Raw genomic sequence first — 14682 nt, 5'->3', positions numbered from 1 at the left:
TTATAACAAAAAAATCCCGCTTTAAAGCGGGATTTCTGTTTCAAGTAGTGTATGGGGATAGCTTCCTAAAAGCTCTACGCTACAGCCTAGTGCCTCAAGTTCAGCCATAGCCCCAGGGATTAATACTTCATCCATTTTTTGTTCAATATCAACGATAAAGAAATAGTTTCCAAGCCCTGTTTTCATAGGACGGGATTCTATTTTAGACAGATTTAGCTTACGCCAGGAGAAAGCTGAAAGCACTTGATGAAGTGCTCCTGCCTGATCAGATGGAAGTGTAATCATTAACGTGGTCTTGCACCCATTTCCAGCTAAAAACGGCACCTCTTGCGCTCCATCTTTATGCAAAATAACAAACCTCGTTGTATTATGATCATAATCATGAATGTTCGGGCAGGCAATATGTAATCCATATTCATGTGCTGCTAACCCATTCGCAATAGCTCCAATATTAAGCTCAGGGTGTTCGCTTACATACTTAGCAGCAAACGCCGTTGATGTCATCTCTTCTACTGCAGTTGACGTACATTCTCCGTGTAAAAATTTATGACACTGCGCAATTGCATGAGGATGAGAATAAATCGTTTCAATGTTTTTCCACTGTTCTGCACGAGATGGATGAACCATTAAATGCTGACGAATTGGAAGCACAATTTCTCCAACAATCGGCAGACGACGTTCATGAATAAGATAATCAAGTGTTAAATTTACAGATCCTTCAAGTGCATTTTCTAACGGTACAATTCCATACTCAATTTCTCCGTTATCCACTGCATCAATGCATGCTGGAATTGTTTTGTATGGAATATGGTCGTGCTGTTTAAATACGCCTTGGACGGCTACATGTGTAAATGTTGCCTTTGGTCCTAAATATCCTACTTTCCCCACAATCATGCCTCTCCTTATCTATATCTGTTTGCCATTATGCCCCTGAACCAAGCACGTCCACTTTATCTACAAACTCTAAGCTTTTCAGTCTTCGCAGCATTTCATTTAATTCAACATTCATGCTTGCTGTATCTAATGAAAGAGTTACGTTGGCACGCCCTTGTAAAGGGATGGTTTGGTGAATCGTTAACACATTGCATCCTGATGATGCAACGGTGCTTAATAAATGTGATAAAGTTCCTGATCGATCTTCAATATGAAAAAATAATGAAATAATTCGCTGTTTGACAACCGTCTGAAACGGAAAGACCGTGTCGCGGTACTTATAAAAAGCACTGCGACTCAAGTCTACGGCTTGTACAGCATCTGCTACCGATTCAGCTTTTCCCCGTTCAATTAACAGCTTCGCATCCAATGTTTTTTTCATCGCTTCTGGTAATACATCTTCGCGAACTAAATAAAACTGCTTATCGCTCTTATGCAAGTAAAGCCCCTCCCCTTATCCTATGAACAACAATTAGTCAATAAATTCAAATTCATATTCAAACAGCTTTACAATATCGCCATCTTTTGCTCCTCGTTCACGAAGGGCTTCATCGACGCCCATGCCTCGAAGCTGACGCGCAAATCGACGAACGGATTCTTCACGTGAGAAGTCAGTCATCTTGAATAATTTTTCGATTTTTTCACCGCTTAATACGTATGAGCCATCGCTATCACGCGTAATAACAAATTCCACTTCTTTCTTTTCATGCTTGTACAGTACGCGGTGCATAGATAGATCTTCCTCTTCTTGCATTGGGAATTCCGGCGTAGTTTCTACAAGATCAGCTACTGTAAATAACAGTTCGCGGATTCCATTACGCGTTGCTGCAGAAATTGGAAAGACTTTCACTTCGTCTCCTACTTTTTCTTTGAATGCAGCTAGATTCTCTTCAGCTTGCGGGATATCCATTTTATTTGCTACCACTACTTGCGGACGTTCTGTTAAACGCATATTATATTGACGCAGCTCTTCATTGATGGTTAAGTAATCTTCATATGGATCACGGCCTTCTAAACCTGACATATCGATTACATGGACAATAACGCGGGTACGTTCAATGTGACGTAAAAACTGATGACCTAATCCTACACCTTCATGTGCACCTTCGATTAGCCCTGGTAAATCTGCCATCACAAAACTGCGATTATCTTCTGTTTCAACTACTCCTAAATTCGGATTAATTGTTGTAAAATGATATTCAGCAATTTTTGGCTTTGCAGCAGACGTTACGGATAATAACGTTGACTTTCCAACACTTGGAAAACCAACTAATCCTACATCGGCTAATACTTTTAATTCAAGAATTACATTTCTCTCTTTACCTGGCTCTCCATTTTCTGAAAGCTCCGGTGCTGGATTTGCAGGTGTAGCAAAACGCGTATTCCCACGCCCTCCGCGTCCACCTTTAGCAATCACTGCGCGCTGGCCGTGCTCAACTAAATCAGCAATCGTTTCGTTCGTATCTTCATCTAACACAACCGTACCTGGTGGAACTTTTACAACCATCGGCTCAGCGTTACGTCCGTGCTGTCCTTTTGACATTCCATGTTCACCGCGGCTTGCTTTAAAGTGACGCTTATAGCGGAAATCCATCAGCGTACGCAATCCTTCTTCTACTTCAAAGATGACATCTGCACCGTGACCACCGTCACCACCTGCAGGACCTCCTTTTGGTACGTACTTTTCGCGACGAAAGGCAACCATTCCATTTCCTCCGTCGCCACCTTTTACATATACCTTGACCTGATCTACAAACATTTCTTTTTCACTCCGTTCTATATCTTAGCTCCTGCAATAGCAAAAGCGCTGTTAACTTATTGTGAGCATAAGGCTAAATTCATCTTCAGACATATGCTGTTCAACCAATGCAACTCCTTGAGCGCACTCATAACATTGTAGCTTGTTTTGTAGCTTCTGTATATCTGTTAGTATTCCACTAAAGTCAAAAAAGAAACGAATTCCCTGTTCTTCAATGCATACTGAAATACTCAAATAGTTTTCTGCATGATAATCAACATATTTTTCGAGTGCTTCTGTCAAATAGCAACACCAGTTGTATACGAACTCATCGTATTGTGATAAATCCTTCAATTCTCCGAGCACTTCCACATCTAAGCGAACAGCATGGTTATTCCAATGATAGGTCATAACAAAGCCCGCAAACAGTCGCATATTGATGTTTGTTAACTTGGATTCATGTTTGGATTCATTTACAATTTCTTCAATGATTTCATTCGCTCGATCAAGCCGATTCAACGCTAGATTGCCTTTGATTAATTGCAGCTTATTTAACCAATCATGCCGCGCGTATCTTAATACTTCTACGACATCCCATTCTTTTTCCATCTTAGCACTCCTAACTTTGACTCGAGCATAAGTATTTCACAACGCTGACAAACATCTCGTATCAATCTTCTTAGATATGTTCGATTATAACAAATTCCAATGGGTAATAGGTGAAATATTCTACAAAAAGAAAACTCTAACCTACTTGGGTTAGAGTTTTCTTTTTGTATCTTATGCTTCTTGAGCAACAGGGTATACAGATACTTTTTTACGGTCACGACCGAAACGTTCAAATTTAACGATACCGTCGATTTGAGCGAATAAAGTATCATCTCCACCACGACCTACGTTTGCACCTGGGTAAATTTTAGTACCGCGTTGACGGTATAAAATTGAACCACCAGATACGAATTGGCCATCAGCACGTTTAGCACCAAGACGTTTCGAGATTGAATCACGACCGTTTTTAGTACTACCTACTCCTTTTTTAGAAGCGAAGAATTGAAGGTCTAATCTTACTAACATGACATCCACCTCCTGTTTAGTTGTCGTTAATTTTTATATAATTACTGTAATCTAATTCGATCGTTTTCAGTGAAACAACCATACCTTCTAATAGCAATTGAATCTGTTCCAATGTGAACGAATCCACATCTTTTGGAATCTCACAACGGAGATACCCACCATCTCCACCTTGCTCTAAGTGCGGTTCAACCCCACTTATTGAAAAGATAGCATTAATTGTCCCAAATGAAACTGCAGATGCTCCCGCACAAACAAGATCTTTTCCGTGTTCGGAAAAGTCAGCATGTCCACTCATCGTGAACCCGTCAACTTTCTTATTTGCATCACGAGAAATCGTCACCTTAATCATTTGTTATAATTACGCGTTGATAGCGTCGATTACAACTTTTGTGTAAGGTTGACGGTGACCTTGCTTACGACGATAGTTTTTCTTTGCTTTGTATTTAAATACAGTGATCTTTTTAGCGCGACCTTGTTTTTCAACTTTAGCCGTAACTGTTGCACCTTCTACGAAAGGAACACCAACTTTCACGCTGTCGCCACCTACAAATAATACTTTGTCAAAAGTAACTGTTTCGCCTTGTTCACCAGCAAGTTTTTCAACGTAGATTGCTTGACCAGCCTCTACTTTAATTTGCTTACCACCAGTTTCAATAATTGCGTACATTCTCTGCACCTCCTCTAAAAACTAAGACTCGCCATCACAGGTGTTCAAGTGAACTTAAAACCTGTTCTGAGCGGTTGTAGCACGGGTGCTACAAACCAACATATTAAATCTTACTACAAATCAAAGGTTAGTGTCAATTGGAATTCATGTTTTCTTCTAAAATTTTATATAGAAGCAGAGACCCTTTTTTGGATCTGCTCATCCGACCCCAATTGACGCAAAACAAATGCGTTTGTATAATCATTGCTTGGCGTAAGATATACGGTTTTTTTTACCATTTTCTCTAAAGCGTTGAGAAATCCTTGAGCCTTCATTTCATTTATAACATCACTTCGCGCCTCAATCCAAATAGCCTCTTCTTCCGCGCCGCGATGTTCCCAAATTACACGTTCAATTTGAAAAGCAGCCGTTTTGGAATCAATGATTTTACCGGTTCCTTCACATACTTCACAAGGCATAGTTAATGTTGATCCAATACTATTGCGCACTTTCTTCCGCGTTAATTGCAATATGCCAAGCTCTGTAAAGCCAACTACATTCGTCCGCACTTCATCTTGTTCACATAGCTTTTTCATGTATCTTTCTACTTCTGTCCGATCTTCTTTATGAGGCATATTTATAAAATCAATTAAGATCATGCCGCCTAAGTGACGTAATTGCATCTGTTTGGACAGTTCATACGCAGCTTCCATATTTGTTTGAAGCATTGTCTTTCGAATATTATCTTTTCCTGAAAACTTCCCCGTGTTCACATCCACGACCGTCATCGCTTCCGTTTCGTCAATAACGATATAGCCTCCGCTTTTGAGCCACACGATTCGCTTTAAAAGCTTCTCTATTTGCCGTTCCACATCGTAAAAAGAGAAAATATTTTCATTTCCTTTATAGTACTCTATTGACGAGTTAGGGTAGGTAGTTTGAAGATGCTGATATAGGTCGAAGTCATCTACTACTATCCCATCAATTCCTTGTTGAAGTGCAGCTTCCACTCTTGTTTCGAGAAAATCTTGTCCTTTGCTGACTAGGGCAGGAGCTTTCATTCCCTGTGTCTGTCGTTCAAGGCGCTCATATTTTTTCTGTAGCTCTTTTATTTTATGTTGGACCGCGGCTTCTGATTTTTCTGCAATCGCTGTTCGAAATAAAAAGCCTTCCATCCCTTGTTTTAACCGCTCACCAAGCTGTTTCCACTGTTGTCGTTTTGGCTCAGCTATTTTTTTGGATACAGCGACATAGTTTCCGTGCGGTAAATATACAAGCTCATCAGAAGAAAATTCAATGATACCCGTCAGCTTGGGCCCTTTTGTCCCAATGCCTTCTTTTACAACTTGAACCAATACTTTTTCTCCTTCACGGATAAAAGCAGACATCGGCTGCTGATCTTTGTGAGGATTCTCTGACTGCTGATAGGATACAAGTTCATTTCGATGAATAAATCCGTTCATTGATAAACCGATATCGATAAAGGCTGCTTGCATATGCGGTAGTACTTTTACTACTTTACCCCAATATATATCACCAATAATCTGATTCTCGCTTTGTTCTTGTAAATAGATTTTTTCTAGTGCTTTATCGTTTATCACGGCTATACGTTTTGAAGAAGTAGCCGCGTTAATAATACATGCCTTCACATACATTGCCTCACTTTAATCTAAATTCATAGGAAAAAGTTCGGTCAGTGCACCGAACTTTTTCATTCTATTCTATGTTACTAGAAATCAATAAACTGTTACAAGTTCGTCTAGTTGGCTATTTGTTCTTTTTTCTACAAAGTAAGCGTGTAAAAGTTCATTTTCATCAATTTGTACATGCTCGCCTGTTTGAGATGTAGCAATAATCATATGCTTACAACCTCTTTGGAATTTTTGCAGAACTTGATGGAGCGTCTCACTGGTTGATACACTTAGTGTTTTTAAAGCTCCAATTGGATGCTCTTTGCCATGATATCTCTCCAACAAAAAGCGCATGTAGACAAATTGCCTGCTCTTCCATTCTAAATATCCGGATATAATTAAAAATGAAATAACAATCCATAAGTGCAGCTGAAAAGGATGCATAATGACGGCATAAATAATACCAACAGCTAAAAAAAACGTTGATAACCGGAGCGCAAGCTTATGCGCTTCTAAAAATGGTAAAGACCGACTGCAAATTAAAAAAAGCAGCTTCCCTCCGTCCAATGGCCAAATGGGCAAAAGATTAAACAGTAAAATCACCGTGCATTGAAACATAAATTGCTCATACGTTTCCAAAGACAACACATTTATTTTCATTAATAAGAAAGCAGCTCCAAACATCCAGAGATGCTGAAGAGGTCCACTTATTATCACAATAAACTCTTCTCGAAATGGACGATTCCCATGTTCATCTACTTCTGCTACTCCCCCAAAAGGTAAGAGCATAATTCTGCGAATCCGCCAAGAAAAACACTGAGCCGCTACGGCGTGGCCCAGTTCATGAATAATTACAATAATAAATAACAAAAAAAGCTGCTTTACCGTAGCCGTTAAGATACCAATTACGAAAATCCCCCAAAACAATGGATGAATGTGAATTTTCATCAATAACGAAAAAGCACTATTCAAATTGAATCACCTGACTAGGATCAACAAACTTATCGCCTTTTTTAATAGCAAAATAGAATGTTCCAGCATCGCCTTTTTTACTGTTTTCCACAATTCCTACTTCTTTGCCTTTATTCACAAAATCATACATACTAACATTGATTTTTTTGAGCTGTCCATACCAAGTTTCGGTTCCATCGGCATGTTGAATAATAACGGTATTCCCAGTATCATCACGTTTCCCTACATACCTTACGATACCTTCACTCATTGCTTCTACAACCGAATCCACTCCTGTTTGAACCGTCACGCCTTGCTTACTTTGAGCAAATGTTTCCGTTACTTTCCCTGAAGCTGGAGTAGCATATTCTCCGCTTACACTTTGCTCCGTTTTGCTAGACTGTTTATTCGGCAATAGCGTTAACGGCTTCCCAAACTTATCTTCGTACCAGGAGGAAACAGCTGCAAACTGAAATTCTTTATCCATTGTTTGTTGAACCACCACTCTGGCATGTTCAAAAGTAGGAGAAGCGTTCTTGAACATAATCCCTACAATTAACACTAAGCAGGCTGAAGCTAAAATTTTAAATAAAAAGCGTTCTTTTCGAAATAACGGGTGATATTCCTTTGCTGATGGTGTGTATTCAACCGCAGAATAATCCATCGATCCATATTTTTCTTCTTCACTCATTAAGGACGTATGAAGAGGTTCTTGAGGAAGACGCTTTGTTGTATTTAATTGTTTTCGCTTACGCTCAGCAATTCGTTTACGGATTTCATCAGCACGTCGATTCATGATTCATCATTCTCCTTGTTCTTATCGTATAATCAACTATATGACTTGTCCGTGGAGCTTATGACAGCTTGACTCTACAAAATCAAACAAATAAAAAAAGCTTCCTCTATCGGAAGCTTTTTAAGAACGAACACCAAAGAATCGTTTAATACGTGCAAACATTCCCTTATCTTCTTCATCTAACGATTGAAGAGGAACCGTTTCACCTAGAATACGTCTTGCAATATTACGATATGCAATTGATGCTTTGCTTGATGGGTCCATGACAATTGGTTCACCGTTGTTAGAAGCACGAATAACATTTTCATCGTCAGCAACGATTCCAATTAAATCAACAGCTAGAAGCTGAGAAATTTCTTCCACGTCCAGCATGTCTCCATTTTTCATCATATGACTACGGATTCGGTTAATAACCAGTTTTGGAGACTCGATATCCTCTTGCTCCAATAATCCAATAATACGGTCAGCATCACGAACAGCTGAAACTTCCGGTGTTGTCACAACGAGTGCCTTATCAGCGCCAGCTACGGCGTTCTTATAGCCTTGTTCAATACCAGCTGGGCAATCAATAACCACATAGTCATAGTCTTGCTTTAACTGAAGAACTAACTCTCGCATTTGTTCTGGTTGAACAGCTGTTTTGTCACTCGTTTGAGCAGCAGGAAGTAAGTACAAACATTCAAAACGCTTGTCCTTAATCAAGGCTTTTTGCGGTTGGCATCGACCTTCTACCACGTCTACAAGATCATAAATAATACGATTTTCAAGCCCCATTACAACATCCAAGTTGCGTAAGCCGATATCAGTGTCTACTAGACACACCCGCTTTCCAGCTAATGCTAGAGCAGTACCTAAATTGGCTGATGTCGTTGTTTTTCCAACTCCACCTTTACCAGACGTAACAACAATAGCCTCTCCCACTGTCAAATTCTCCTTTCTACCCTGGTCAAATTCGGTCTTAGATGCGGTAAAGTTTGCACGCGATCTATTACCATTTGATCATTATCATCTAAGTATGCACATTCCATTATATTCTCTTCCTTCTCACTGCGCTCTTCTTCTGATCGGGTAATAATATCAGCAATGCGCAGCTGTGAAGGTTTCATTAACGATGCAGCAATAACGGCGTTTTTATTGCCGCGATATCCTGCATGAGCAATCCCTTTTAAAGCACCTAATACAAATAAATTTCCTCCAGCTACAACGGTTCCTCCGGGATTTACGTCTCCGACTAGAAGCAAATCGCCTTCTACATGGAGAACCTGTCCTGAACGAACTACCTTTGTAACAGATACTAATTCACTTTCTTCTCTTACGCGGACTGCATCTTGCTTTAAAATAACGTTACTATCAATTTGTTTAACTACTAAATACTGATTTTCTTCTATGAGCGCCTTCAATTCGGTTTCCTGCTCTGTAGTTAAATAACGATTTCCGATTTTGACATACACTGTGACGATCTGATCGGCATCGCCATGCTTATTTGTCAAAAGCTTCGTCTTAAGTTCCGTCAAAAGCTCTGCAAATGAACATGTATCATTGAGATGCAACGTTAATCCATCTTTTGTTCCTTTAATTGTCACATTTTGTTGCTTTTGTTTATTCAAGACGCTCACCTCAACGAATATATAATTTCGACAGAGACTTACTCAATTCCTTTTTTTCGTTTCTTCAATCAGCATTTTTATCCTATCATGAACGAGAAGCGTAATGTATGTTCCGATCAGCGTTCATCGATAAATTTAGCAAAATATTGAAAACATCTTTGAAGCGGAAATGCAAAAATGAGTGCAAATATGGCATTTAAAATGATGGTTGCGTAAAATCGCTCTTGCAAGAAGCGACCAATGGTCATATCGGATATATTAATAATGCTATTAATTCCATATACATAAAACTCAATAATGGCTACAGCTAATAGCGACATGCAGATTACGATAAGCGTATTTTGCTGAAAAATCTTCATTAGTTTTGATACGATATAGCATACGGCCGGCAATCCAAGCGCGTATACTCCTAAGACATCCGTAAAGGCAATATCATACATGAATCCAAGGATTACCCCATATAGCATCGCTTGCTTTGGGTGATAATACACTGACATAAAAGCCAGTACCACTACAACAAAGTGAGGCGATAGAATCCAGTCTCGCCATGGTGATGCCATGGCGACAAAATTAACAAAGATACTTTCAAACATAAAAACGACAAGCACGAGAATAGGAAGGACAAACCGCTTCATCAGTTAGCCTCCTCCGCCCCTAAATCGTCTTCAGCAGCGGGGGCACTTCTTTTAGCTACAACTACGTTATCTAAGTCATACAAGTCAGCAGCAGGTTTGATATAAGCTTTTTTCGTTAATCCATATTCATCAGGCTCAATTTTTGTGATAACGCCAATTGGAAGATTGCTAGGGAAAATGCCGTCTTCTTGTCCTAAACCAGACGTTACTACTTTTTGCTTTTCTTTAATATCAGCATCAAATGGAATACGACGCATAACAAGCGCCTGTTCTTTATCATCATAGCCTTCAATTAAACCAAACACTTCTTTTTTAGCCTGAATTTTAGCAGATACACGGTTTGTACGATCTGATGAACTAATTAACTGCACAGTAGATGTGAACTTAGATGCATGCTTCACTTTACCAATCAGCCCTTCAGGAGTCATAACAGCCATATTTTCCTGCACATTATGAACCGTCCCTTTATCAATGGCAATTACCTCATGCCAACGGTCTGGATTACGAGCAATAACTGTTGCTTCGATTGGGTTGTATTGACTTAAATCCGTTTTTTTGTCGAGCTGTGCTCTTAATTTTTTATTTTCTTGCTGCAAAGCGTTGGCTTTCGTTTCTAATTGCATGCGTTCGTCTAAACGGGCTTTTAATACCTCGTTTTCTTCGTATGTACGCTTTAAGTCACCTACATTCTGAAAGAAACCCGCTACAAATTGTGCGGGTTCATTAAAGGTAGCCTGAACAAGACCAACCGTATCTTTGACAAACTGTTCAGGCCACGTTACATTTTTACGACCATTTAACGAAAAACCAATCAATGCCACTAATACAATAATACTGACTAATAAAATAACTAAACGTTTATTTAAGAAAAATTGTGGCACGATCTACACCTCTTAATATTTAGCGATATGAATCGCTTGTACGATTTTTAAATAAATCAATGTGTTCTAACGCTTTACCAGTTCCAATTGCAACACAGTCAAGCGGATCTTCTGCGATGACAACCGGCATATTTGTTTCTTCACTAATAACTTTATCTAAATTACGTAGCAATGCGCCACCGCCTGTTAATACAATACCGCGATCCATAATATCTGCCGCAAGTTCAGGTGGTGTTTTTTCTAATGTACTTTTTACTGAATCTACAATAGAAGCCACTGTATCTTTTAGCGCTTCTGCAATTTCTTCTGCTGAAATTTCGATTGTTTTCGGTAGACCTGTTAGTAAGTCACGTCCGCGAATTTCCATGTTTTCAATACCTTCAGGAATTCCGGCAGAACCGACTTCTACTTTTAATGCTTCTGACGTACGCTCACCGATCATTAAATTGTAATTCTTGCGAATATATTGAATAATCGCTTCATCCATCTCGTCCCCAGCGATACGGATTGACTGACATGTTACGATTCCTCCTAAAGAAATAATCGCAACTTCTGTTGTTCCTCCGCCAATATCTACTACCATACTTCCCGTTGGCTCCCAAACCGGTAGATTGGCGCCGATTGCTGCAGCAAACGGTTCTTCAATTGTATACGCATCACGCGCGCCAGCCTGACGAGTCGCATCAATAACGGCACGTTTCTCAACAGCTGTAATGCCAGAAGGTACACAAACCATTACATACGGCTTACCCGCAAACAAACTTTTTGTTTTTTGAGCTTGATTGATGTAATATTTCATCATCGTCGCAGTTGTTTCGTAATCTGCAATAACTCCATCTTTCATTGGACGAAGGGCTACTACGTTCCCAGGTGTACGACCAATCATATTTTTTGCATCGTTACCTACCGCAACGATTTGTTTTGTATCAGTTTGCAAAGCCACAACAGACGGCTCACGCACAACAATTCCTTTTCCTTTTACATAAACGAGCGTATTTGCAGTACCCAAATCTATTCCAAGGTCTCTAGTACCGATTCCAAACATGTGTCTCTTCCTTTCTCTTACCAAAATGCAAAGGTAAAAATTCCATAATTCAATTTCTTCATTTCATAAGTAACATTTTTTATTTTCTATACTTTTTTCATAGATGTCAACGCCAAATATTGTATGATAAAAAGTCATACTTTGTCTATTAATAACGAATGATTGTAAAGAACTTGTCATTTAAAATCATGACTACTATTATAACCCAAGGATTTTAAAAAGCATAGCCTTACATGTATCCTTTTTCTTTTAAACTAATATATTTTCGATCTCCGATAATTAAATGATCTAACAATTCAATTCCTATGATAAATCCGCACTCTTTTAAGCGCTTCGTTACCTCTATATCTTCTCTGCTGGGAGTAGGGTCGCCGGAGGGATGATTATGAATACAAATAAGGGATGCAGCTGAACGACGAAAGGCTTCTTTAAATACTTCTCTTGGATGGACAATAGATGAATTGAGGCTTCCGATAAAAATGGTTTGCTTGTGGAGAACTTGATTTTTCGTGTTGAGGTATAAACAGACGAAATGCTCTTGAGACAGCACGCGCATTTCTTCCATCACATAATTAGCTCCGTCTTCAGGGCCATGAATGGTATATCGCTGACTAGATTTCCGCTGTACAATCCTCTTACCTATTTCAATAGCCGCTATAATTTGAATTGCTTTTGCAGGTCCGATACCTTTAATATTCATCATTTCATCAAGCGATGCATGCTGCAAAAGTTGAAGACCTTCAAAATGCGTTAATATGCGATTGGACAGCTGAAGAACAGATTCATCTTTGGTTCCAGTACGCAGCAAAATAGCAATAAGCTCGTGGTTAGAAAGACTAGAAGCACCCATTGACACAAGGCGCTCTCGAGGTCTTTCATCTTGAGGAAAATCTTTAATTAACAATGATTGATCCAATTTCGCCACTCCTTTTTAGTAAACGAAACCGTATTTTTTTAGCTCACGTATTGTTCGGGAGAGCGGCAAGCCCACCACGGAGAAATAGTCTCCTTCAATTTTTTTAACTAGCGCAGCACCGAGACCTTGAATTCCATAAGAACCAGCCTTATCCATAGGCTCTCCTGACTCTACGTACTGTACGATTTCATCTTCTTCAATCGGCCAAAACTCTACATCTGTTTGTTCATAAAACGTATGAACTTTTGCATTTGATACGAACGCTACTCCAGTTAACACCTGATGTTTTTGACCTGACAGCATCGTAAGTGTTTCAATCGCTTCTTGGTTCGTTTTTGGCTTTCCTAAAATACGATTGCCATATACGACAACTGTATCGGCACCTAGGACAATATCCTCTTTATGATGCGAAGCGACGTCCACTGCTTTTTGCCTAGCTAAATCCATTACTACCTCGGACGGAGTGTATAATGGATTGATGATTTCTTCAATTGTACTAACGTGAACGGTAAAGGGAATGTGAAGCTGCTGAAGTAATTCTTTTCGACGAGGAGAGCCTGAGGCTAAAATTAATGTTTGTTTCATACATCTCACCTTTGCATTTTGATTTAAAAAAGAAGGACACACCGTTATTTTAGCAATTTCATCCCCAAATGACAATAAACAAGTGAGGCAGCATTACACTACCTCACTTGTTAAGACGTTACAAGGCTTTCATACTGCTGAAGAGCTTTTAACACGTATCGCTGAGCAAGCCAAGCATCTTTACTGCTTTTATTATCTTCATATGAAGAAAGAGAAGCAGCAGCTTTTTGAAGGGTGCTCACCATGGTTTTAATGTCTTCATTTGACGCTTCTTTCTGAACTTTTGTCAGCTCTTTTTTCAGAGATTTGATATCGGCTACCCGCTGTCCTTCAATCGCTTTAACAGATTGATCTAAGAGATTAGCCATAAACGGCTGCGCTGTTGTTATAACCGTTTGATCTTTTTTCCCTAATTCGCTAGTGGGCTTAATTTCATAAGACTTTACATATACATCTTTACCTTGTTGTTTATAAGTTTTACTAAGTGCGTTCGCTTTTTCTTCTCCAGTGGCAGCACCAACGACAAGAGAATAGGTTTTAGGTGAAAAGATCTCGCCTGCTTCGTTCTCTTCTTTCCATTTATCCATTGCTTTATTTGCAGCAGTTTTTGATGAAAAAGCACCTGCTTGAACAATGTAAAAGGAAAAAGGTTCTAAAGTAGAAGCAGCAGCTGATGTCCCCTTCGATTCCTGTTCGCTTTTCTTTTCAGCTTTACCAACACTTTCAGTGGTAGACGCTGTTTGAGAAGTTTTTTCTTCTTTCGTTTGCTCACTTGTTTGTGCTTTGCTTACAGGCTGTTCGCTTCCTGTCATCATTTTCACACCAACCATACCGATGCCGCTGCCTATTCCAACTGCTAGCAGTACAATCACAGCTGTTCGTTTGATCACACCGCCGTTTACCGTTTTAATCGAAACATTTTTAGGATGTAATCGCGGCTTTTTCTTTTTTTCATTTCTTACATCTTCAATAAACACCACTTTATTTTCTTCCACATGAGAATCTGTGGATCCCGGTTCCGGAAGAACCCACGTAAACTCGTCTTTTTCTGGCACTTGTTCTTCCTTGGATTGACCGTTGATTTTAATTGAAATTTTTCGTTCCTGCTTGTCCACTGCCCCACCGCCTTTAGTTAACGTAGTCTTAGTACCGGTTGCAAGCTGAGGTAAACCGACATAAAACATACACTTTTTTCCATGCTATCATAGAAGAAAAAAAAAATAACAAGACATTTGTCGTCTTGT

The 14682-nt window shown here is 39.4% G+C and carries 18 protein-coding genes and 1 other annotated feature; all 18 genes read right to left on the bottom strand.

All coding sequences use genetic code 11. From position 1 onward, the window contains the following. Positions 1 to 21 precede the first annotated feature (21 nt). The 18 genes from pheA to ACFX4W_RS08670 all read right to left on the bottom strand — a co-directional run bounded on the left by pheA (position 22) and on the right by ACFX4W_RS08670 (position 14622). Positions 22 to 894 (bottom strand): prephenate dehydratase, encoded by an 873-nt coding sequence (pheA, locus tag ACFX4W_RS08755; protein WP_028410569.1) that lies wholly within the window; start codon positions 892 to 894, stop codon positions 22 to 24. 28 nt (positions 895 to 922) lie between these two features. Beyond that, positions 923 to 1372, bottom strand: coding sequence for an ACT domain-containing protein (locus tag ACFX4W_RS08750; protein ID WP_013059332.1), 450 nt, complete (start codon positions 1370 to 1372; stop codon positions 923 to 925). A 33-nt stretch (positions 1373 to 1405) separates the two neighbouring features. After that, entirely contained in the window at positions 1406 to 2692 is a 1287-nt protein-coding gene (gene obgE, locus ACFX4W_RS08745; protein WP_013085117.1) for a GTPase ObgE, read from the bottom strand. A 51-nt stretch (positions 2693 to 2743) separates the two neighbouring features. Continuing rightward, a complete protein-coding gene (locus ACFX4W_RS08740; protein ID WP_013085118.1) occupies positions 2744 to 3280 on the bottom strand; it encodes a Spo0B C-terminal domain-containing protein in 537 nt (178 codons plus the stop codon). 171 nt (positions 3281 to 3451) lie between these two features. Continuing rightward, positions 3452 to 3745 (bottom strand): 50S ribosomal protein L27, encoded by a 294-nt coding sequence (rpmA, locus tag ACFX4W_RS08735; protein ID WP_013059335.1) that lies wholly within the window; start codon positions 3743 to 3745, stop codon positions 3452 to 3454. Positions 3746 to 3761: 16 nt separating this feature from the next. Beyond that, entirely contained in the window at positions 3762 to 4094 is a 333-nt protein-coding gene (locus tag ACFX4W_RS08730; RefSeq protein WP_013059336.1) for a ribosomal-processing cysteine protease Prp, read from the bottom strand. A 9-nt stretch (positions 4095 to 4103) separates the two neighbouring features. Further along, positions 4104 to 4412: a 50S ribosomal protein L21 gene (gene rplU / locus ACFX4W_RS08725; RefSeq protein WP_013059337.1), complete on the bottom strand. Its 309-nt coding sequence runs from the start codon at positions 4410 to 4412 to the stop codon at positions 4104 to 4106. A 14-nt stretch (positions 4413 to 4426) separates the two neighbouring features. Next, positions 4427 to 4498: a sequence feature (ribosomal protein L21 leader region), on the bottom strand. Between the two features lie 78 nt (positions 4499 to 4576). Continuing rightward, positions 4577 to 6046, bottom strand: coding sequence for an Rne/Rng family ribonuclease (locus ACFX4W_RS08720; protein ID WP_043976112.1), 1470 nt, complete (start codon positions 6044 to 6046; stop codon positions 4577 to 4579). Positions 6047 to 6127: 81 nt separating this feature from the next. Further along, positions 6128 to 6994, bottom strand: a complete 867-nt coding sequence (locus ACFX4W_RS08715; protein ID WP_052500270.1) for a M50 family metallopeptidase — start codon at positions 6992 to 6994, stop codon at positions 6128 to 6130. Further along, positions 6987 to 7769, bottom strand: coding sequence for a M23 family metallopeptidase (locus ACFX4W_RS08710; protein ID WP_043976110.1), 783 nt, complete (start codon positions 7767 to 7769; stop codon positions 6987 to 6989). Before ACFX4W_RS08710 ends, ACFX4W_RS08715 begins: the two co-directional genes overlap by 8 nt. A 120-nt stretch (positions 7770 to 7889) precedes the next feature. Beyond that, complete coding sequence (minD, locus tag ACFX4W_RS08705; RefSeq protein WP_013059341.1) at positions 7890 to 8690, bottom strand: septum site-determining protein MinD; 801 nt, start codon at positions 8688 to 8690, stop codon at positions 7890 to 7892. A 2-nt stretch (positions 8691 to 8692) separates the two neighbouring features. Next, positions 8693 to 9376 (bottom strand): septum site-determining protein MinC, encoded by a 684-nt coding sequence (minC, locus tag ACFX4W_RS08700; protein ID WP_013059342.1) that lies wholly within the window; start codon positions 9374 to 9376, stop codon positions 8693 to 8695. A gap of 116 nt (positions 9377 to 9492) precedes the next feature. After that, the gene (mreD, locus tag ACFX4W_RS08695) at positions 9493 to 10011 is read right to left on the bottom strand and encodes a rod shape-determining protein MreD (RefSeq protein WP_013059343.1); all 519 of its coding nucleotides are present in this window, start codon (positions 10009 to 10011) and stop codon (positions 9493 to 9495) included. Next, positions 10011 to 10892 (bottom strand): rod shape-determining protein MreC, encoded by an 882-nt coding sequence (gene mreC, locus ACFX4W_RS08690; RefSeq protein ID WP_013059344.1) that lies wholly within the window; start codon positions 10890 to 10892, stop codon positions 10011 to 10013. Before mreC ends, mreD begins: the two co-directional genes overlap by 1 nt. A gap of 19 nt (positions 10893 to 10911) precedes the next feature. After that, positions 10912 to 11937 (bottom strand): rod shape-determining protein, encoded by a 1026-nt coding sequence (locus ACFX4W_RS08685; RefSeq protein ID WP_013059345.1) that lies wholly within the window; start codon positions 11935 to 11937, stop codon positions 10912 to 10914. A gap of 229 nt (positions 11938 to 12166) precedes the next feature. Next, positions 12167 to 12853, bottom strand: a complete 687-nt coding sequence (gene radC / locus ACFX4W_RS08680) for a RadC family protein (protein WP_013059346.1) — start codon at positions 12851 to 12853, stop codon at positions 12167 to 12169. 15 nt (positions 12854 to 12868) lie between these two features. Further along, positions 12869 to 13438, bottom strand: coding sequence for a Maf family protein (locus tag ACFX4W_RS08675; RefSeq protein ID WP_043976108.1), 570 nt, complete (start codon positions 13436 to 13438; stop codon positions 12869 to 12871). 110 nt (positions 13439 to 13548) lie between these two features. Then, positions 13549 to 14622: an SPOR domain-containing protein gene (locus ACFX4W_RS08670; protein WP_043976106.1), complete on the bottom strand. Its 1074-nt coding sequence runs from the start codon at positions 14620 to 14622 to the stop codon at positions 13549 to 13551. Positions 14623 to 14682: the final 60 nt, after the last annotated feature.

This window comes from Priestia sp. YIM B13489, from assembly GCF_042787645.1.
GTDB lineage: Bacteria > Bacillota > Bacilli > Bacillales > Bacillaceae_H > Priestia > Priestia megaterium.
This window is presented reverse-complemented; position numbering and strand designations above follow the sequence as displayed.

Excerpts from the sequence above, each read along its gene's own strand:
- pheA (WP_028410569.1), bottom strand. The coding sequence starts at position 894 with ATGATTGTGGGGAAAGTAGGATATTTAGGACCAAAGGCAACATTTACA.
- obgE (WP_013085117.1), bottom strand. The coding sequence starts at position 2,692 with ATGTTTGTAGATCAGGTCAAGGTATATGTAAAAGGTGGCGACGGAGGA.
- ACFX4W_RS08740 (WP_013085118.1), bottom strand. The coding sequence starts at position 3,280 with ATGGAAAAAGAATGGGATGTCGTAGAAGTATTAAGATACGCGCGGCAT.
- rpmA (WP_013059335.1), bottom strand. The coding sequence starts at position 3,745 with ATGTTAGTAAGATTAGACCTTCAATTCTTCGCTTCTAAAAAAGGAGTA.
- ACFX4W_RS08730 (WP_013059336.1), bottom strand. The coding sequence starts at position 4,094 with ATGATTAAGGTGACGATTTCTCGTGATGCAAATAAGAAAGTTGACGGG.
- rplU (WP_013059337.1), bottom strand. The coding sequence starts at position 4,412 with ATGTACGCAATTATTGAAACTGGTGGTAAGCAAATTAAAGTAGAGGCT.
- ACFX4W_RS08720 (WP_043976112.1), bottom strand. The coding sequence starts at position 6,046 with ATGTATGTGAAGGCATGTATTATTAACGCGGCTACTTCTTCAAAACGT.
- ACFX4W_RS08710 (WP_043976110.1), bottom strand. The coding sequence starts at position 7,769 with ATGAATCGACGTGCTGATGAAATCCGTAAACGAATTGCTGAGCGTAAG.
- mreD (WP_013059343.1), bottom strand. The coding sequence starts at position 10,011 with ATGAAGCGGTTTGTCCTTCCTATTCTCGTGCTTGTCGTTTTTATGTTT.
- ACFX4W_RS08685 (WP_013059345.1), bottom strand. The coding sequence starts at position 11,937 with ATGTTTGGAATCGGTACTAGAGACCTTGGAATAGATTTGGGTACTGCA.
- ACFX4W_RS08675 (WP_043976108.1), bottom strand. The coding sequence starts at position 13,438 with ATGAAACAAACATTAATTTTAGCCTCAGGCTCTCCTCGTCGAAAAGAA.
- ACFX4W_RS08670 (WP_043976106.1), bottom strand. The coding sequence starts at position 14,622 with ATGTTTTATGTCGGTTTACCTCAGCTTGCAACCGGTACTAAGACTACG.